12 protein-coding genes are annotated in these 18,467 nt (G+C 68.0%); 8 read left to right on the top strand and 4 right to left on the bottom strand.

Annotation, left to right across the window (positions count from 1 at the left end):
* Positions 1–151 precede the first annotated feature (151 nt).
* Complete coding sequence (locus G7B69_RS14205; protein WP_166180428.1) at positions 152–2,977, top strand: glycoside hydrolase family 31 protein; 2,826 nt, start codon at positions 152–154, stop codon at positions 2,975–2,977.
* Here the strand turns inward: G7B69_RS14205 and G7B69_RS14200 are convergent.
* Positions 2,944–3,885 (bottom strand): sugar kinase, encoded by a 942-nt coding sequence (locus G7B69_RS14200; RefSeq protein ID WP_166180426.1) that lies wholly within the window; start codon positions 3,883–3,885, stop codon positions 2,944–2,946. The two genes, G7B69_RS14205 and G7B69_RS14200, sit on opposite strands and share 34 nt — an antisense overlap.
* A 1-nt stretch (position 3,886) precedes the next feature.
* Positions 3,887–5,095 (bottom strand): D-mannonate dehydratase ManD, encoded by a 1,209-nt coding sequence (manD, locus tag G7B69_RS14195; protein ID WP_166180424.1) that lies wholly within the window; start codon positions 5,093–5,095, stop codon positions 3,887–3,889.
* Positions 5,096–5,175: 80 nt separating this feature from the next.
* Between manD and uxaC the strand changes: the two genes are divergently transcribed.
* Both uxaC and G7B69_RS14185 read left to right on the top strand, forming a co-directional pair.
* Positions 5,176–6,573, top strand: a complete 1,398-nt coding sequence (gene uxaC / locus G7B69_RS14190) for a glucuronate isomerase (RefSeq protein WP_166180485.1) — start codon at positions 5,176–5,178, stop codon at positions 6,571–6,573.
* Positions 6,570–7,937: a mannitol dehydrogenase family protein gene (locus G7B69_RS14185; protein WP_166180422.1), complete on the top strand. Its 1,368-nt coding sequence runs from the start codon at positions 6,570–6,572 to the stop codon at positions 7,935–7,937. The genes uxaC and G7B69_RS14185 overlap by 4 nt, the downstream gene beginning before the upstream one ends.
* Here the strand turns inward: G7B69_RS14185 and G7B69_RS14180 are convergent.
* Positions 7,934–9,271 carry a glycoside hydrolase 5 family protein gene (locus tag G7B69_RS14180; protein ID WP_207786033.1) on the bottom strand — a complete coding sequence of 446 codons (1,338 nt, stop codon included), beginning with the start codon at positions 9,269–9,271 and terminating at the stop codon, positions 7,934–7,936. The two genes, G7B69_RS14185 and G7B69_RS14180, sit on opposite strands and share 4 nt — an antisense overlap.
* 111 nt (positions 9,272–9,382) lie before the next feature.
* Between G7B69_RS14180 and G7B69_RS14175 the strand changes: the two genes are divergently transcribed.
* The 5 genes from G7B69_RS14175 to G7B69_RS14155 are packed head-to-tail and all read left to right on the top strand — an operon-like array spanning position 9,383 to position 16,772.
* Complete coding sequence (locus G7B69_RS14175) at positions 9,383–11,872, top strand: glycoside hydrolase family 3 protein (protein ID WP_166180420.1); 2,490 nt, start codon at positions 9,383–9,385, stop codon at positions 11,870–11,872.
* A complete protein-coding gene (locus G7B69_RS14170) occupies positions 11,863–13,359 on the top strand; it encodes a carboxylesterase/lipase family protein (RefSeq protein WP_166180418.1) in 1,497 nt (498 codons plus the stop codon). The genes G7B69_RS14175 and G7B69_RS14170 overlap by 10 nt, the downstream gene beginning before the upstream one ends.
* Before the next feature lie 2 nt (positions 13,360–13,361).
* Positions 13,362–14,582, top strand: a complete 1,221-nt coding sequence (locus G7B69_RS14165) for a glycoside hydrolase family 27 protein (protein ID WP_166180416.1) — start codon at positions 13,362–13,364, stop codon at positions 14,580–14,582.
* A 25-nt stretch (positions 14,583–14,607) separates the two neighbouring features.
* The gene (locus tag G7B69_RS14160) at positions 14,608–15,615 is read left to right on the top strand and encodes a glycoside hydrolase family 5 protein (RefSeq protein WP_166180414.1); all 1,008 of its coding nucleotides are present in this window, start codon (positions 14,608–14,610) and stop codon (positions 15,613–15,615) included.
* Positions 15,616–15,641: 26 nt separating this feature from the next.
* Positions 15,642–16,772 (top strand): hypothetical protein, encoded by a 1,131-nt coding sequence (locus G7B69_RS14155; RefSeq protein ID WP_166180412.1) that lies wholly within the window; start codon positions 15,642–15,644, stop codon positions 16,770–16,772.
* On the opposite strand, the gene G7B69_RS14150 is transcribed toward G7B69_RS14155, so the two are convergent.
* Positions 16,769–18,406, bottom strand: a complete 1,638-nt coding sequence (locus tag G7B69_RS14150) for a glycoside hydrolase family 43 protein (RefSeq protein ID WP_166180410.1) — start codon at positions 18,404–18,406, stop codon at positions 16,769–16,771. The two genes, G7B69_RS14155 and G7B69_RS14150, sit on opposite strands and share 4 nt — an antisense overlap.
* Between the last annotated feature and the right edge of the window lie 61 nt (positions 18,407–18,467).

Genomic DNA, 18,467 nt, shown 5'->3' with positions numbered 1-18,467 from the left:
GACCACGACGCCTGCAGCCACGGCGATCACTCCGAGCGCAAAGGCCCAGAGACCGCGCCGGTCCGTGCGCGAACCAACACTCGTCATTCCGCCTCCAAATTCCCCTGGCGCGTCACGCCTTTGGCGCTGGTCAACCCTTCGCAGCTTTGCCATGGTAGCGCAACCAAAGGAGGGAAATCTGCGACAAGTTGACGACAGCAAGCTCCCGCTGATCGCGCGGGCAGGGTTGACGCTGGCAGCGCTATTGCTCGCCGCGCCGGCGGTTGCGGGAAGCGCCGAGCCCGTGCCCCACGGCATGCTGGTGACTACCGATTCCGGGCTCAAGGTGCGCGTGCTCGCCTATTCGGACGGGACCTTCCGCGTGACCGCAGCGACCGATCCGATGCAAGCGCCGAAGAGCTACATGGTCGTGGCCGAAGCGGACGGTTCGCCGCAATTCGCCAGCGACGGCGGGACCGCCAGCCTGACCACTTCCCTCTCGCGCGCCGTGGTGCGGCTCTCCGACGGTCAACTCAGCGTGTTCGATGGTGCCGGCAAGCCGTTGCTCGAGGAATACGCGCCCGCGCGGCGGCTCGACCCCGTGACCATCGAAGGGCAGAGCTTCCTTGCCACCCGCGCGCAGTTCAATCGCGGCACGGACGCAGGCCTCTACGGCCTCGGGCAGCACCAGAACCGGCAGATGAACTACAACGGCGAGGACGTCGAGCTCGCCCAGCACAACATGGACATCGCCGTGCCCTACCTGCTCTCGACGCGCGGGTACGGCATCCTGTGGGACAACAATTCGATTACGCGGGTGGGCGACCCCAAGGGGTACGCGGAGCTGAAGCTGCCAGCCGGGTGGCAGGCCGAATATTTCGCCGGCGAGAAGCTGGCGGCGAGGCGGTCAGAGGCCGCGATCGACTACCCTTACATCCGCGATCTCAAGCGCTGGCCTGCGAAATTGCCCCTCACCCAGACGACAATGGTTGTCTGGAACGGCGCATATATTCCTGAAAAATCTGGAGATCACAAGTTTCGCCTGTATTCCTCAAGCTATGTCGAGGTCTATGCCGACGGCAAGAAAGTGCTCGAGCGCTGGCGGCAGAACTGGAACCCCTGGTACCACAATTTCGAGCTGCCGCTGACCGCTGGCAAATCCGTCAAACTGCGCGTCGAGTGGCAACCGAACCAGGGCTATATCGCGCTCTATCACGCCGATCCGCTGCCCGAGGCCGACCGCCGTTCCGTCAGCTTCGCGTCGGAGGCCGGCAAGGCGATCGACTACTATGTCGTGCCCGGCAAGGACATGGACGCGCTCGTCGCCGGCTATCGCCGGCTGACCGGCAAGGCGCCGATGATGCCGCGCTGGGCGTACGGCTTCTGGCAGTCGCGCCAGCGCTATGAAACGCAGGATCAGCTCGTCGGCGTGGTCAAGCAGTACCGCGACGAGGGCATCCCGCTCGATGCGATCGTGCAGGACTGGTTCTACTGGCCGGAAGACCAGTGGGGCAGCCACACGTTCGATCCCAAACGCTTTCCCAGGCCGCGGGAAATGGTCGACGCCGTGCACGCCATGCACGGCAGGATCATGATTTCGGTCTGGCCCAAGTTCTATCCGGGGACCGACAACGGCAAGGAGCTGGCGGCGAAGGGATACCTCTACCAGCGCCCGCTCGACGCCACGCAGAAAGACTGGGTCGGGCCGGGCTACGCCAACACTTACTACGACCCTTATTCGCCTGAGGCGCGGAAGATCTATTTCCGCCAGATCAGGGACGCGTTGGTCTCGAAGCACTTCGACGCCTGGTGGATGGACGCGACCGAGCCCGACTGGCACTCGAACCTCTCAATCGAGGAGCGCGCGTATCAGATGACCTCGCCCGCGGCCGGGCTTCCCGGTGGGGCGATCTTCAACAGCTACCCGCTGGTCCATGCGCTTGGCATGGCCGAGGGGCTGCGCGCCGCCGAGCCCGACAAGCGGCCGTTCATCCTCACCCGCAGCGGCTTCGGCGGCACCCAGCGCGCTTCGGCCGCGGTGTGGTCGGGCGACGTCGCCGCGCGCTGGAGCAACTTGCGCGACCAGATCAGCGCGGGATCGAACCTGTCACTCTCGGGCATTCCCAACTGGACGCATGACATCGGCGGCTTCGCCGTCGAGGACCGCTATTCGAAGCAGGACCCGGCGGCGCTGCCCGAATGGCGCGAGCTGTACTTGCGCTGGTTCCAGTTCGGCGCGTTCAGCCCGCTGTTCCGCAGCCACGGCGAGTTCCCGCTGCGCGAAATCCCGCAGGTCTCCGAGGGCGACCCGGCGATGCGTGCGGCGTTGATCCATTACGACAAGCTGCGCTACCGCCTGCTGCCGTACATCTACACGCTCGCCGCCGGGACTTACTTCGACGACGGCACGATCATGCGCCCGCTGGTGATGGACTTCGCCGGCGACAAGCGCGCCTGGGGCGTCGACGACGAATACATGTTCGGCCGCGCGTTGCTCGTCGCGCCGGTGAGCGAGTTCAAGGCCCGCGAGCGGCAGGTCTACCTTCCCGGCGGAAGCGAGTGGTACGAAGAAGCGAGCGGCAAGCGGATCGCAGGCGGCCGGGAGTATGCCGCGCCAGCACCGCGCGAGAGGATGCCGTTGTTCATTCGCGCCGGATCGATCGTGCCGCTGGGCCCGGAGGTGCAGTGGACAGGCGAGAGCTCGCAAGGTCCGCTGACGATCCACGTCTTCCCGGGCGCCGACGGATCGTTCACCCTCTACGAGGACCAGGGCGAGGACATGGGCTACGCCCGCGGCGAATTCGCCCGCATCCCCATGAGCTGGGACGACAAGGCGCGGCGGCTGACGATCGGCGAACGCGAAGGCCATTTCCCCGGCATGGCGACAACCCGACGGATCGGTATGGTCGTTCACGGCAGCGTCGGCGGGCCGGTGTTCGAGCAGCGGCCCGAACGCTGGCTCGACTATTCGGGCAAGGCGGTCGCGCTCAAGCTGTAAGGCGCGGCATGGTCGAGCGGCGGGATCGCGCCGTTGCGCATCATCACCCATGCCGCCAGTTCGTGACCGGCCCGCGCCGCTTCTTCGGCCGAGCCGCCGCGCAGACGGCAGGACAGGTACGCCGCGCCAAAGGCGTCGCCGGCGCCGCTGGTGTCGACCGGCTGCAAGGTCGCGTGGGGTGGCGCGATGTCCCCGCCCGGCAGCACGCAGCCCCGGGCGCCGAGCTTGACAACCACCTCCTGGCAGCCCGCCTCGCGCCAGGCGGCAGCGATGGCGGCCGGCTCGGCCGCGCCCCCGGCGATCTGTTCTTCGTCTTCGAGCGTGGGAAAGCCGAAATCAGCCTCATGGGCGGCCCAGTCACGCCAGAGCCGGGCTTCGTCGGGGTTTTGCCATAGACGCGGGCGATAGTTGCCGTCGAAAGCCACCTTGCCTCCGCGCGCGCGCACCGCTCGCGCCAGGCCCAGCAAGGCCTCGCGTCCTTCCTCCGGCAGGATTGCCAGCGAAATCAACGAATAGACGAGCACATCGGCTTGCGCGGCCTTGGCGGCGGCGCTCACGCTGTCGGGGTGATTGAACAGCCGTCGCGCGGCGCTGTCGGAGCGCCAGTAACTGAACTGACGCTCTCCCTGCGCATCGATCGAGATCGCGTAAAGTCCGGTGGTCCGGACAGGATCGCTCAGCACCAGCGAGGTGTCCATTCCTTCCCGGCCCCACGCGGCGCGCATCGGCCCGGCGAAGGGGTCGCAGCCGAGCACGGTGAGATAGGCGACGTCGTGGCCGAAGCGTACGAGGTGGAGCGCCTGGTTGATCGTGTCGCCGCCGTGCCCGACCTGCCAGCCGCCCGAGCGCGAGGACAGCTCGATCATCGCCTCGCCGGCGCAGACCACGCGAAAGCGCCCCCCGATCATGTCACCAGTTCCACATCGTCCCGTCGCTGAGGCGCGCGACGGGCAGGCACATGGGATTGTACGGATACTTGGCCGCCAGCGCTTCGTCGATCGTCACCCCATGCCCCGGGCTCTCGCCGCAGATCAGGTGCCCGTCTTCGAAGCGGTAGTCGTGCGGGAATACCGCGTCCGTCTCCTCGGTGTGGCGCATGTATTCCTGGATGCCGAAGTTGGGCACCCAGGTGTCGAAGTGCAGGGCGGCTCCCATGCATACCGGGCTGAGGTCGGTGGCGCCGTGGCTCCCGGTGCGGACCTGGTACATCGCCGCGAAGTCGGCGATCCGGCGCAAGTGGGTGATTCCACCCGCGTGGACTACGGTCGCGCGGATATAGTCGATCAGCTGCTCCTCGATCAGCTGCTTGCAGTCCCAGATGGTGTTGAACACTTCGCCGACCGCGAGCGGCGTGGTCGTGTGACGGCGAATGTGGCGGAAGGCCTCCTGATTCTCCGCCGGAGTGGCGTCCTCCATCCAGAACAGGCGGTGGGGTTCGAGCGACTTGCCGAGCTGCGCCGCTTCGTTGGGCGTCAACCGGTGATGCACGTCGTGCAAGAGCTGCGGCCCGAAACCATAGGCCTCGCGCAGCTTGTCGAACAGCCTGGGTGCGAAATCGAGGTACTTCGCGGTGTCCCACACGGTCTCGGTCGGCAGCCGTGCGTCGGCCGGCTCGTAGTATGTATCGCCGCGGCCGACACCGTAGGCCTTGTCGATGCCGGGAATCCCGCTCTGCGCGCGGATGGCATGGTAGCCCATCTCGATGTAGCGCCCGACCGCCTCGACCGTACTGTGGAGATCGGCGCCGTTGGCGTGGCCGTAGACAAGGACGCGCTCGCGGCTCTTGCCGCCGAGCAACTGGTAGAGCGGCTGGCCGCAGACCTTGCCCTTGATGTCCCACAGCGCGGTGTCGACCGCGGCTATCGCGGTCATCCCGACCGGCCCGCGCCGCCAGTAGGCGCCGCGATAGAGGTATTGCCAGATGTCCTCGATCTGGCTCGGGTCGCGGCCGATCAGGCAGGGGATGACGTGATCGGTCAGGTACGAGGCGACCGCCAGCTCGCGGCCATTGAGCGTCGCGTCGCCAATTCCGGTCACGCCCTGGTCGGTTTCGATCACCAGAGTGACGAAGTTGCGGCCCGGGCACGTCACGATGACCCTTGCCGAAGCGATCTTCATGCCCGAAACTCCTCTCCCGTTAGCGCTACCATTGCGTTAGGACCCCCGGGTTCGGCAAGAGACAAGTTGAGGAGGGCCCGCTGGCACACAAGCTCGAACTTCATCCTGACCGCTTGTTTCCCGCCGAGCCCGGCGTGCGGGCGATCGCGCGCGAGCTTTATGCGCCGATCGCCGGCCTGCCGATCATCAGCCCGCACGGGCACACCGATCCGGCGTGGTTTGCCGACAACGCGCCATTCGGCAACGCCAGCGAGTTGCTGCTGCAGCCCGACCATTACCTGTTCCGCATGCTCTATTCGCAGGGCGTCCCGCTGGAGGCGCTCGGCGTAGGCGGCCCGGCGAGCGGGCGGCACGCGTGGCACCTCTTCTCCGAGCACTACGCCCTGTTCCGCGGCACGCCGTCGCGCATCTGGCTCGACTGGGTCTTCGCCGAAGTCTTCGGGCTCGAGGTGCGCCTCGAAGCCGAGTCCGCCGATCTCTACTACGACACGATCACCGACGCGCTGCTGCGGCCCGAGTTCGCGCCGCGAGCGCTGTTCGAGCGGTTCAACATCGAAGTCATCGCGACCACCGAAAGCCCGCTCGACGCGCTCGCGCATCACAAGGCCATTCGCGAGAGCGACTGGCCAGGCCGCGTCGTCACCGCTTATCGGCCCGATCCTGTGGTCGACCCCGAGTACGATGGCTTCCTCCCTAACCTCGGCCGCTTCGCCGAGTTGACGGGGGAGGACTGCGGCACCTGGCACGGATACCTCGCCGCCCACCGCAAGCGGCGCGCGTTCTTTGCGTCGATGGGCGCAACCTCGACCGATCACGGCCACCCGAGCGCGCGCACGGCCGATCTCGCGCCGGCCGAAGCCGAGGCGCTGTTCGCCAAAGTGGCGTCGGGCAACTCGTCGCCGGAAGACGCCGAGCTGTTCCGCGCGCAGATGCTCACCGAGATGGCCGCGATGAGCCTCGACGACGGGCTGGTCATGCAGATCCACCCGGGATCGTTCCGCAACCACAACCGCGCCATTTACGCAGGCTTCGGACGCGACAAGGGCGCCGACATCCCGATGCGGACCGATTACGTGCATGCGCTCAAGCCGCTGCTCGACCGCTTCGGCAACGAGCGCGATTTCACGCTTATACTCTTCACGCTCGACGAAAGCGCCTACGCGCGCGAACTGGCGCCGCTTGCCGGGCATTACCCCTGCCTGCGCCTCGGCCCGGCCTGGTGGTTCCACGACAGCCCCGAAGGCATGCGCCGCTTCCGCCGGATGACCACAGAGACGGCCGGGTTCTACAATACCGTCGGCTTCAACGACGACACCCGCGCGTTCCTGTCGATCCCGGCGCGGCACGACGTCGCCCGGCGGATCGACTGCGGCTTCCTCGCCGAGCTGGTCGCCGAGCACCGGCTTGAGCTCGACGAGGCCCACGAGGTGGCAAGGGCGCTGGCGTACGATCTCGCGAAGGCGGCCTACAAACTGTGAGGCTGGCAAGCGAAACGCTGGGCCGGCTGCCGCCGGACGTTGCCCGCTTCGAATACGAACGGGATGCGCAAGCCGTCGGCATTGTCCATTTCGGTCTCGGCGCGTTCCACCGCGCGCACCAGGCCTGGTACACCGACCTGGCAATGAGCGGCGGCGAACGCGACTGGGCGATTGCGGGGGTGTCGCTGCGCTCCGCCGCTGTCGCGGAGCAACTCAATCCACAAGATGGGCTCTACACCTTGACCGAGCGCGGCGGCCACGCAGAAGCCACGCGCGTGATCGGGGCGGTGCGTGAAGTACTGGTCGGCAACCGTGAAGGAGTGGAGATCGTCGAACACCTGGCGGCTCCCGAATGCCACGTCGTCAGTTTCACGGTGACCGAGAAAGGCTATGCGCGGGCGCCCGACGGTTCGCTCGATTTCGCGCTGGCGGAAACAAGCTTCTATCCGCCGCTGGCGGAAGGGCTTGCGCGACGCCGCGACGCGGGGCTGCAAGGGCTGACGCTGCTTTCGTGCGACAACCTGACCGACAACGGTCGCCAGCTTGAACGGCTGGTGCGCGAGTGGCTCGCCTTTCGCGCGCCGGACCTGGTCGAGTGGTTCGAGAATGAGTGCCGCTGCCCGAACTCGATGGTCGACCGTATCGTGCCGGCCGCTACCTCGGCCGACATCGACGTCCTGGAAGCCCGCCTCGGCCAGCGCGACGAAGGCGCGGTGTTCGCCGAGCCGTTCAGCCAGTGGGTGATCGAGGACTGCTTCGCCGGCCCGCGCCCTGGTTGGGATAAGGTCGGCGCCGAACTGGTCACCGATGTCGCGCCGTACGAAACCGCCAAACTACGCATGCTCAACGGCGCCCACTCGGCGATGGCTTATCTCGGGCTTGAGCGTGGTCACGAATACGTCGATCAGGCGATCGCCGACCCGGCGTTGCGGCCGCTCATCGAGCAGTTGATGCGGCGCGAGGCGGCGACAAGCTTCGTTCCCGCTGTCGGGCAGGACCTCGACTCCTACGCCGACGCGCTGCTTGGCCGTTTTGCCAACCCCGCGCTCAAACACCGGCTGGCGCAGATCGCCATGGACGGCAGCCAGAAGATTCCCCAGCGCTGGCTCGCCAGCCTCGCGGCGCACCAGGCGCGCGGCGAACTGTGCGAAGCGACCTTGGCTGCGCTCGCCGCGTGGTTGCGCCACGTGCGCGGCGGTCCGCTTGTCGACGATCCGCTTGCCGCCGAGTTGGCTGGCGCCTGGCGCGAGAATGGCGCGGATGAGATCGTCCCGGCGTTTTTCGGTCCGCCGGGGCTGATCGCCTCGCCATGGCAGCCTAGCGCGGAGGAGCGCGCCTACCTGGAACGGCAGTTGCGGGGCTAGTTGGTCGCGAACGCCTCGGCGTGCTCGCGGATGATCGCCAGCATCTCGGCGTCGCTGTCGAAATTGCCGTACCAGCCTTGCGGCTCGTGCGGCGGGTCGCCCATGTACTGGGTGTCCACGCCGGCAACGAAATGGTGGTCGGCGTGCTGAGCGCGAGCCTCGCCGTTCCAGGCCCAGAAGTTGGTTCCCTGGACCGGCCCACCCGCCGCGAGGCTGGCCTCGGCGGCGCCGTAGATCAGGCGGTAGTAGCGCTGGCGGAACGTGGTCGGCACGGAGGGATCGTAGAGCTCGCCGTCGCGCGGGAAGCCGAATTCCTCGAACACCAGCGGCTTGCCCGCTTCGCGCGCCAGGCGAACGTGGGTGTCGATGTAGTCGACCACCTTGGCCTTGCCCGCGTCCCAGGTGCCGGCGAGGTTCTTGCCGTCGACCCAGCCCCAGTTGAGCGGCCAGACGTGCGCGGTCATGTAGTCGATGTCGCGGTGCGCGCGGGCGACGATCTCGGTGCTACCGTTGGTGGCGATCGTTCCTTCCATGCCGAGCGAAACGAGGTGGTTCGGGTCGAGCGAGCGGATCAGCGCCGCGCTGTCGCCGATCCACTTGTAATAGGCGGGCAGGATCGCCTTCATCACCGCCGGCGAGACGCCCGGGCGCGGCTCGTTGCCGAGTTGCCAGGCCATCAACGTCGGGTCGTCGCGATAGGCGAGGCCGGTGACGCTGTTGGTGCGCGTTACCAGCATCCGCACATAGCCGAAGAAACGCCTGACCGCCGGCTCGTTGGCGTAAAACGCGCTGCCCGCATCGGGGAAGGCCGGCCACGGGTCGGCCGGGTCGTTCATGTTCTTGAGCTTGCCGGTCTCCCAGTAAAGGCGGCTCATCATCCCGCCCGACCATTCCCAGTTGTTGGTGATGTACAGAACCGCGGTCATCCCGCGCTTGCCGAGCTCGGCCATCGCCGTGTCGAGCCCGGCGAGGAGCGCGGTGTTGAGCGTGCCGTCCTGCATCTCGAAGCCGGGCTTGATGCTGTTCCTGACCGGGCTTTCCTCTGCGCCCGCGAGGAGGCGGACGTTACCCACGCCGATCGCCTGCAGCCGGTCGAGCTCGCGGCCGAGCCGGGCACGGTCGCCGTACTTGGTGTCGCTGCCGAGCCAGGCGAGATACCACGCGTTGGCGCCGGTGTAGCGATAAGGCCGACCGCCGCGGGTGAAGCGCATGCCGTCCCGGCGGACGAAGCGGTCGCTTCCGGCGGGTGGCAGAGTGACGCAGCCTGCGAGGCTGGTTGCCCCTGCTCCGGCAAGCAACGAACGCCTGTCGAGCGTGAAATCCATCAAGGCCATGGCGCTTCTCCCCTCACGCTCTTGCATCGCGCGATGATAGCGCTACCATAACCACGAGGCCGCGACAATTCCGTGCGCAACGGGAGGGCGGCAGCGAGGGGAGAGGCCGTCTTGCACGCATCGATTCGATTCGCTCTGGGGGCCGTCGCGGCGCTGGTCGTCGGCTGTACGACGGCTTCCCAAAAACCGTCGGCCGAGGGCAACGGCGTCGCCCATCCCGAGAAATGGCCGCAGTACAAGTACCCGGTGCCGCGCGACCCGGCGGTCGAGGCGCAGATCACCGACCTGCTCAAGCGCATGACCCTGGAGGAAAAGATCGGCCAGCTTGTGCAGGCGGACTTGTGCTGCGTGAAGCCCGAGGACGTGAAGACGTATCACCTCGGCTCGATCCTCGTCGGCGGCAACAGCGGGCCGAACGGCAACGACCTGGCGCCCGCGCCCGAGTGGCTCAAGACGGCCGACGAATTCTACCTCGCCTCTGTCGACAAGTCGGGCGGCGGCGTCGGCATTCCGGTGATCTGGGGCATCGACGCGGTCCACGGCCACGCCAACATCATCGGCGCCACCGTCTTCCCGCACAACATCGGCCTTGGCGCGATGCGCGATCCCGCGTTGGTCGGGAAGATCGGCGCGGCTACAGCACAGGAAATTCGCGTCACCGGCCAGGAATGGACGTTCGCGCCGACGGTCACCGTGCCGCAGGATTACCGCTGGGGCCGCGCCTACGAGGGCTACTCGTCCGATCCCAAACTGGTGGCTTCGTACGTCGGGGCGATGGTCCGCGGCCTGCAGGGCCCGCCCGACCAGCCGAACCTTCTGGCGCGCGACAAGGTCATCGCCTCGACCAAGCACTTCCTCGCCGACGGCGGGACCAAGAACGGCGTCGACCAGGGCGACGCGCAGATCTCCGAAGACGAGCTGCGCGACATCCATGGACTGCCTTACGGTCCGGCGATCGAGAACGGCGTCGCCACCGTCATGGTCAGCTTCTCGAGCTGGCAGGGCAAGAAGATGACCGGCAACAAGAGCCTCGTCACCGACGTGCTCAAGAAGCGCATGGGTTTTGGCGGCTTCACCGTCAGCGACTGGAACGCGCACGGCCAGGTCGAAGGTTGCACCAACGATTCCTGCCCTCAGGCGCTGATGGCCGGCGTCGACATGTACATGGCGCCCGACAGCTGGAAGCCGATCTACAACGACCTCCTCAAGCGCGCGAAGGCGGGCGAGATCCCCATGGCGCGGATCGACGAGGCGGTGACCAACATCCTGCGGGTCAAATTCCGTCTCGGCGTGTTCACCGCCGGCAAGCCGTCCGACCGGCCGCTGTCGGGTCAGTGGAACCTGCTCGGCTCGCCCGAGCACCGCGCCGTGGCCCGGCAGGCAGTGCGTGAATCGCTCGTGCTGCTCAAGAACCAAGGCGTGCTCCCGCTCAAGCCCGGCGGCCGCCTGCTGGTCGCCGGAGAGGGGGCGGACGACGTCTCGCGCGCCTCGGGTGGGTGGACATTGAGTTGGCAAGGCACCGGCCTGAACAACTCCCAGTTCCCCGGCTCGACGACGCTGTGGAAGGGCCTCCGGCAAGCGGTGACCGCCGCCGGCGGCAGCGCGCAGCTTTCGCCCGACGGCAGCTTCACCCACAAGCCCGATGCGGCGGTCGTGGTGTTCGGCGAGAAGCCTTACGCCGAGTTCCAGGGCGACCGTGCGACGCTGGCGCTCGATGCCGACCTCACAGGTCCCTATGCCACGATGAAGAAGCTCAAGGCGCAAGGCATTCCGGTGGTCGCGGTGATGATCACCGGGCGGCCGCTCGAGGTGAACGCCGCGCTCAACGCTGCCGACGCATTCGTCGTCGCCTGGCTCCCGGGAACCGAGGGCGGCGGGCTGGCCGACGTGCTGATCGGCGATGCCGCCGACAAACCGCGCTACGATTTCGCCGGCAAGCTGCCGACAGCCTGGCCGAAGACCCCGAGCATGGCCGATGGGGCGTTGTTCCCGTTCGGCTACGGGCTGACATATCAGTCGCCGCGCACGGAGTGGAAGGCGCTGCCCGAGACCGCAGGCGATGCCCGCGACGCGCGGATCTACTTCGCCAAGGGCGTGCCGGCTTCGAGCTGGTCGCTGGTTCTCGGCAATATCGACCGCGCGGACGAGAAGCGCATCACCTCGGTTCCGGCCGATGCCATCGGTGGCCGTGCCAAGGTCACTGCGGCGGACGCAGCGGTGCAGGAGGGCGCGCGGCGGGTGCAGGTGAGCAGCGGCGGTGCGGCGCTCGCGGTGTCGAGCCACGATCCGATCAACGTCGGCCGCGAGACAAACGGCGACGTGCTGGTGCTGTTCACCGTCAAGGTCGACAAGGCGCCGGCCAGCACTGCGCTGGCGCTGCGCTGCGACGGGCCCAAGTGCGGCGCGCGCGTACCGGTCAAGCTGCCGGCCAACGGCAAGTACGTCCGTTACGGGGTGCCGCTCAAATGCTTCGCCGCCAAGGGCGCCGACATGAGCAAGGTCACCGCGCCGTTCATCCTCGAGACCACCGGAGCGGCCGACTACTCGCTCGCCGAGGTGCGCCTCGGCAGCGACGCGGAGAAGGTGCTGCCTTGCGGCTGAGCGGCTTCGTCGCCGCGGCCGTGCTGGCCGCTACGGCTGCTTCGGCGCAGCCGGCGGGGCCCATGGTCGCCGTTCCAGGCGGCGAAGTGCGCGGCGAGGCGGTCGGCGGCGCGCTGGTCTTCCGCGCGATCCCGTACGCCGCGCCGCCGTTGGCCGACTTGCGCTGGCGCCCGCCGCAGCCGGTCAATCACTGGCAAGGCGTGCGGGACGCGACGCACAACGGCCCGGCCTGCCTGCAGAACTCGGAAGGCTGGAACCGCGCGTCGTGGCTCCACGCCAGCGAGGATTGCCTGACCCTCGACGTTAAGACGGCGTCGCTGACCGGCAAGCGCCCGGTGATGGTGTGGATCCACGGCGGCTCCAATCGCTCGGGGTCGTCCGGCGGCCCGGCGGATTCGGACCTGACCCAGCAAGGGGTGGTCGCGGTCGGGGTGCAGTACCGCCTCGGCGTGCTCGGTTTCCTCTCCTCGCCCGAGCTGTCGGCCGAGCAGGGCGGGGCGAGCGGGAATTACGCGCTGATGGACCAGATCGCCGCGCTGCAGTGGGTGCATGACAACATCGCGCGCTTCGGCGGCGATCCGGACAACGTGACGATATATGGCGAAAGCGCCGGGTCGCAGGACGTCTCGCTGCTGCTCGCCGCACCGGCTGCGCAAGGGCTGTTCCACAAGGCGATCCTCGAGAGCGGCACGCCGGGTTTCGGGATGACTTTCCGTCCGCTCTCCGAAGCCGAGAAGCTCGGAACCGAACTGGAAGAGAAGGCCGACGCCAAGGGCGATCTCGCAGCGTTGCGCCGCCTTTCGCCGGTGGCGCTGCTGACGCTGCAGGAGCAGCTGCACGATCCGCTCGCGCAGCACGGCGAGGCCAATTGGCTGCGGATCACCGTCGACGGGAAGGTCCTGCCGCGCGCGCCCGACCTGCTGATCGCCGAGAACAAGCCCAAGCCGGTCATTATCGGGACCAACAAAGTCGAGTTCGGGCCAGGCGCTGATTCGATCGAACCCACCAAGCTCGCCACGCTGGCCGAGACCTGGTTCGGCGCCCATGCGGCCGAGGCCGCCGCGGCCTACCGCGCCGAGCAGGCGCCCGATCCGCGCCGCGCCCATCTCGAGATGCGCATCCAGTCGGACGGCGAATTCCATTGTCCGGCCGACCGCCTGGCCGATCTCCTGGCCGATCACGGGTGGCCGGTCTGGCGCTACAGCTTCGACGTCGGCGAGAACGGCGGCTTTACCCGCCACGCCTACGAAATCGGCTGGGTGTTCGAGCGCAAGCCGCTTCCGGGCGGGGTGGCGATGCAGGACTACTGGGCGGCGCTGGCGGTCAGCGGCGATCCGAACGGCAAGGCCGGGCGAACCGCGGCGCGACCGGCTTGGCAGCGGTGGGTCCCGGTCAGGCCGCGCCAGATGGGTTTCGGGCAGGAGCAGTCCGCGATGGAGCCGGGCAAGCCCCGCGCCGCGTTCTGCCGCTTCACGGAGAACTACTAGGCATGCGCACACTCTTTGCTTCGTTTCTCGCCGCGCTGCTGCTGCTCCCGGGCACGGCTACGGCGCAGAAGGCCGACCTCGCCCAGACCCCGCCGATGGGCTGGAACAGCTGGAACCATTACGGTTGTTCGATCGACGAGGCGCTGATCCACCAGACCGCCGATGCGCTGGTAAAGTCGGGCCTGCGCGACGCCGGTTACGTCTACGTCAACCTCGACGATTGCTGGCAGCTCTCGCGCGACGCGCACGGCGACATCCAGGCGGATGCGCAGAAGTTCCCATCGGGAATGAAGGCGCTCGGCGATTATCTCCATTCACGCGGCCTCAAGTTCGGGCTCTACACTGATGCCGGCGAGAAGACCTGCGGCGGCCGCCCCGGCAGCCAGGGCCACGAGTTCCAGGATGCCGCGCAGTACGCCGCGTGGGGTATCGACTACGTCAAGGTCGACTGGTGCAACACCGGCTCGGGCGCGGCCGAGCGCAACCCGCGCGAGGCCTACGGCACGATGAGCCGGGCGATCGCCGCCTCGGGCCGGCCGATGGTGCTGTCGATCTGCGAATGGGGCGATCATCAGCCGTGGCTGTGGGGCCGCGAGTACGGCCATCTCTGGCGCACCACCGGCGACATCACCAATTGCTGGGACTGCATCGTGAACCACGGCGGCTGGTTCAGCTCGGGCGTGCTGTCGATCCTCGACCGCCAGGACGCCCTGCGTGCCTACGCCGGGCCGGGCGGGTGGAACGATCCCGACATGTTGGAAGTCGGCAACCTGCCGACCGCGGCGGAGAACCGCTCGCACTTCGCGATGTGGACGATGCTCGCCGCGCCGCTGATCGTCGGCACCGACGTCGAGGCGATGACCCCGGCGATCCGCGACCTGCTCGCCAATCGCCGCCTGATCGCCATCGACCAGGACTCGCTCGGCATCCCGGCGATGAAATGGATCACCGTGCCGGGGCTGGATTACTGGGCCAAGCCGCTCGCCGACGGACGCTGGGCGATCGCCCTGCTCAACCGCGGCGACAGCCCGCGCGCCGCGCGGCTCGACTGGGCGACGGCCGATCTCAACGATGGGCTCAAGAACAGGCAAGCGGACTTCAAGAAGACCCGTTTCCGCCTGACCGACGTGTGGACCGGGCAGGCCGCGGGGACGACCGCCACGCCGCTCGAACGCACCATCGGGCCGCACGACACGCTCGTCTTCACGCTCGATCCGGCGTGACGGCGATGGACCAAGGGATAATGCCATGAATCGTTCGATCTTGCTCGCGGCGGCCGCGTCGCTGACGTTGGCCTCAACCGCCCCGGCGGCCGACGCGCCGCGCTCGCTGCCGGTCGGCGCGTGCATCAACATGGGCAACCAGCTCGAAGCCCAAGCCGAGACCGCGCACGGCGGCGTGGCGATCGAGGCGAGCGACTTCAAGCGCATCCGCGCCGCCGGGTTCACCACCGTGCGCATTCCGGTGCGCTGGTCGGACAAGACCGGCGGCGGGCCCGATTACGCGATCGATCCCAAGTGGATGAAGCGCGTCACCACGGTCGTCGACCAGGCGCTCGCGGCCGACCTGCACGTCATACTCAACGATCATCACTTCAACGCGCTCGACGACGATCCGGCGGCCAACAGCGCCAAGCTGGCGGCGATCTGGCAACAGGTCGCGGTGCACTTCGCGAACCGGCCGACGAAGACCCTGTGGTTCGAGATCGAAAACGAGCCGCACGAGAAGCTGACCAACGCGATCCTCGGCGAAACCCTCGCCCCCGCGCTCAAGATGATCCGGGCGAGCAATCCCGACCGGCCGGTGGTGATCGGCGGCGACAACTGGTCAGGGATCGATTCGCTGGCAACGCTCGAACTGCCCGGCGATCCAAACGTCTATCCGACGTTCCACTATTACGAGCCGTTCGACTTCACTCACCAGGGCGCCGGCTGGGTCAAGCCGGCGCCGCCGAAACTGGGCCGCGTCTACGGCAGCGCCGAGGACGCCCAGCGGCTGGTGACCGACACCGCCAAGATCAGGATCTACATCGCCCGCACCGGGCTGGTCCCGTTCATGGGCGAGACCGGGGCCTACGACGCTCACATCCCGCTTGAGCAGCGCGTGCAATACACCCGGGCGGTGCACGATGCTTTCGCCCCGCTCGGCGTGGGCATCTGCGGCTGGGCCTACACCAACACCTTCCCGTACTACGACCACGAGGCCAGGCGCTGGCTGCCGGGGATGCGCGCGGCCTCCGGTCTGCCTGAGAATTGAGCGCGAAGCGAAAGGGAGGCGTTGCGATGATCGGAAAAGCCGCGATGGCGGGGATCGCCGCGGGCGCCTTGGCATTGGCGAGCGTCGGGTCGGCGCAGGACCTCAGCCCCGAGTTGCAGGCGCTCGACGCCAAGCTGCCGGGCACGCTGATCAACGATCCGTCGAGCCTCGACTGGAAGACCCAGGGGCTCGGCTTCAAGTCGAAAGGCGTGACCGACCCGGCGATTCCCGGCGGCGGAGCGGCGGTGCAGTTCGAGATCCGCAAGGCGGACCCCAAGCCGTACACCATCCAGGCCTTCGTCCCGCTGCTGAGCACCATCGCCAAGGGGGACACCGTGACGATCGGCTTCTACGCCCGCGCGCTGTCCGCCGACACGACTGACGGCAAAGGCGTGGTCAACGTCCGCTTCCAGCAGAACTCCGACCCGTGGCCCGGCTTCGGCGACGCGGCGGTCAAGGTCGGGTCAGAATGGGAGTGGCACGAGGCCAGCGGCATCTCGAACATCAATATCGCCAAGGAGGTCGCCGTCGTCGCGCTGCAGCTCGCCGGAGCCAAGCAGACGATCCAGATCGGCCAGGCGATCGTGGTCAAGGGCGCCTCGGCAATCGCCGGCGCGGCCGATCCGTCGCGCCAGGCCGATGCGGCGATCGCCGCGCTCAAGGAATCGGTCGATCTGCCGCCACCGCTCAAGGACGCCGGGCGCCTGATCGACCGCCCCGACGTGCGCGGCTGGGGCAATTCCGGACCCGCAGGCTCCATCGCCGAACTCGACGACAAGACCATCTGGCTGGGCAAGGCGACCCGCTTCACCGTCACCCAGAAGGGCCAGAACCGCTGGGACGTCGGTACCGCGATCCAGCTGCGCGAGGGCATAGCCGTCGGCGACAAGCTGCTGATCGCGGTCGCCGCCAAGACCGTCAGCGCCAGCACAGCCGACGGCAAGGCGCTGGTCGGAGTGCGTGTGCAGAGCAGCGACCCTCCGCACGAGGGCTTCGCCGACCATCTCGTCGCTGTCGGGCCAAACTGGCAGCTGATCCGCCTGAATACCACCGCCACCCAGGCGATTCCCGAGGGCAAGGCGGAGATCGCGCTGCACTTCGCCGAAGCGCCGCAGGTGGTCGATATCGGCCCGGTCTACGTGTTCAAGGTGCCCTAGCGGCCCGCCAGTGCGTAAGGCCCGATCACCAGTCCGGTGAACAGCCCGGCATGGACCGTGGCGAGCGGCTCGACGTCGACTTTCGCCGACAGCACCTGCCAGCGGCCGCCCGGCTTGCGCCAGCTCAGCGCCGCGTGGCCGCCGTCGATGGCCACACGCAGTTCGAGCGGGCCGGTCACGCCGCGCGGCGCGCTGGCGACCACTTCGCCGCGCTCGTCCTGCGTCGCATCGGTGCGCCGGTGAGCGACGATCTGCTGGCCCTCGATCCCGAAGGCGAGGAAGTGCGCCTCGTCCATGAACGCCAGCAGCCCGGCGAAGTCGCCCGGCTTGTCGGGCGCGAAGGCGACGGTGGTCGAGACGGTCGCCGCCGGATGGCGCAGGCGCTTGCCCCAGAAGGCGGGCGTGCCGAGGCTGCCCGCAGGATCGGCGCCGGGGACCAGCGCGAGATCGCCGCCTTCGAGCGCGTGGTCCTGCACCGCGCCGGGATTGCGGATGCGCAGCCATTCGGCGGAGAGCGCGCGCTCGCTGAAGTCGTCGGTCCACTTGTCCCATGCGTCGCCCGGCGAGGCGGGCAGGGCGGGACGCCTGGCCACCAGCGGCACCGGCTCGCCCGGGGAGAGGAACAGCGGCCAGCCGTCCTGCCAGCTTACCGGCAGCAGGAAGGTCTCGCGACCGAGCAGGGTCGATTGCCCGGCGAATGGCCGCGTCGCCAGGAACACGCCCCACCAGCTGCCGTCGGCGAGCTGCACCAGGTCGGCATGGCCGGTCGCCTCGACGCGGTCCGAGCGGCCGGGCGGCAGGTTGCGCTGGGTCAGGATCGGGTTGATCGGCCCGGCCTCGTACGGCCCGTCGGGCCGGCGCGAGCGGTAGATCGTCTCGGAATGATTCTCCGCCGTGCCGCCCTCGGCGGCCATCAGGTAGTACCAGCCGTCCTTCGTGAACACGTGCGGCCCTTCGGCCCAGACCGGCCTGTCCTCCGGGTGCACCCCGCCGTCGACCAGCACCTTGCGGGGCCCAAACAGCTTGAGCGTCTTCAGGTCGAACTGCTGGATCCAGATCGCCCGATGTCCGTCGTAGCGCGGCGTTTCAGGCGGCGAACCGTTGTTGACGATCCACGCACTGCCATCCTCGTCGACGAACAGCGAACAGTCGATGCCGTCGAAATCGAGCCATACCGGGTCCGACCACGGACCCGCTGGGTTGGTTGCCGTGCCCAGGAAATTGCCGCCGCAATCGACGCAGGTGTTGAGGATGTAGAACGTGCCCTCGTGCCGGGTGATCGCCGGCGCGAAGACGCCGCGGCTGGTGCCGAGCCCGGCGAGGTCGAGCATCCCCGGCCGGTCGATCGCGTTGCCGATCTGCCGCCAGTGGACGAGGTCGCGGCTGTGGTAGACCGGGATGCCCGGAAACCACGCGAAGGTCGAGTTGACGAGGTAGAAGTCGTCCCCGACGCGGATGATCGAAGGGTCGGGCTGGAAGCCCGGCAGCACCGGGTTGCGGTAGCTCCCCGCCGGCGTCGGCGGAACATGCTGCGCAACGTAGGTCAGCTCGGCGAAGTGCGCCGTCGGCGCCGCGGCGCAAGGCGCTGAAACAAAAGCCAGGAATGCTCCGGCGGCGGCCAGTGTTTCGCGCATACGAAATCCTCCCATAGGGGATGAACGGACTTGCTCTCTCGTTCATCCTCGCCCATATGGT

Origin of the sequence: Croceibacterium segetis, assembly GCF_011320115.1 — a bacterium.
Taxonomy (GTDB): domain Bacteria; phylum Pseudomonadota; class Alphaproteobacteria; order Sphingomonadales; family Sphingomonadaceae; genus Croceibacterium_B; species Croceibacterium_B segetis.
The sequence above is the reverse complement of the archived record's forward strand: the minus strand, read 5'-3'. Positions and strand labels throughout refer to the sequence as shown.

Excerpts from the sequence above, each read along its gene's own strand:
- G7B69_RS14205 (WP_166180428.1), top strand. The coding sequence starts at position 152 with ATGGTAGCGCAACCAAAGGAGGGAAATCTGCGACAAGTTGACGACAGC.
- G7B69_RS14200 (WP_166180426.1), bottom strand. The coding sequence starts at position 3,885 with ATGATCGGGGGGCGCTTTCGCGTGGTCTGCGCCGGCGAGGCGATGATC.
- manD (WP_166180424.1), bottom strand. The coding sequence starts at position 5,095 with ATGAAGATCGCTTCGGCAAGGGTCATCGTGACGTGCCCGGGCCGCAAC.
- G7B69_RS14180 (WP_207786033.1), bottom strand. The coding sequence starts at position 9,271 with ATGGCCTTGATGGATTTCACGCTCGACAGGCGTTCGTTGCTTGCCGGA.
- G7B69_RS14165 (WP_166180416.1), top strand. The coding sequence starts at position 13,362 with ATGCGCACACTCTTTGCTTCGTTTCTCGCCGCGCTGCTGCTGCTCCCG.
- G7B69_RS14160 (WP_166180414.1), top strand. The coding sequence starts at position 14,608 with ATGAATCGTTCGATCTTGCTCGCGGCGGCCGCGTCGCTGACGTTGGCC.
- G7B69_RS14155 (WP_166180412.1), top strand. The coding sequence starts at position 15,642 with ATGATCGGAAAAGCCGCGATGGCGGGGATCGCCGCGGGCGCCTTGGCA.
- G7B69_RS14150 (WP_166180410.1), bottom strand. The coding sequence starts at position 18,406 with ATGCGCGAAACACTGGCCGCCGCCGGAGCATTCCTGGCTTTTGTTTCA.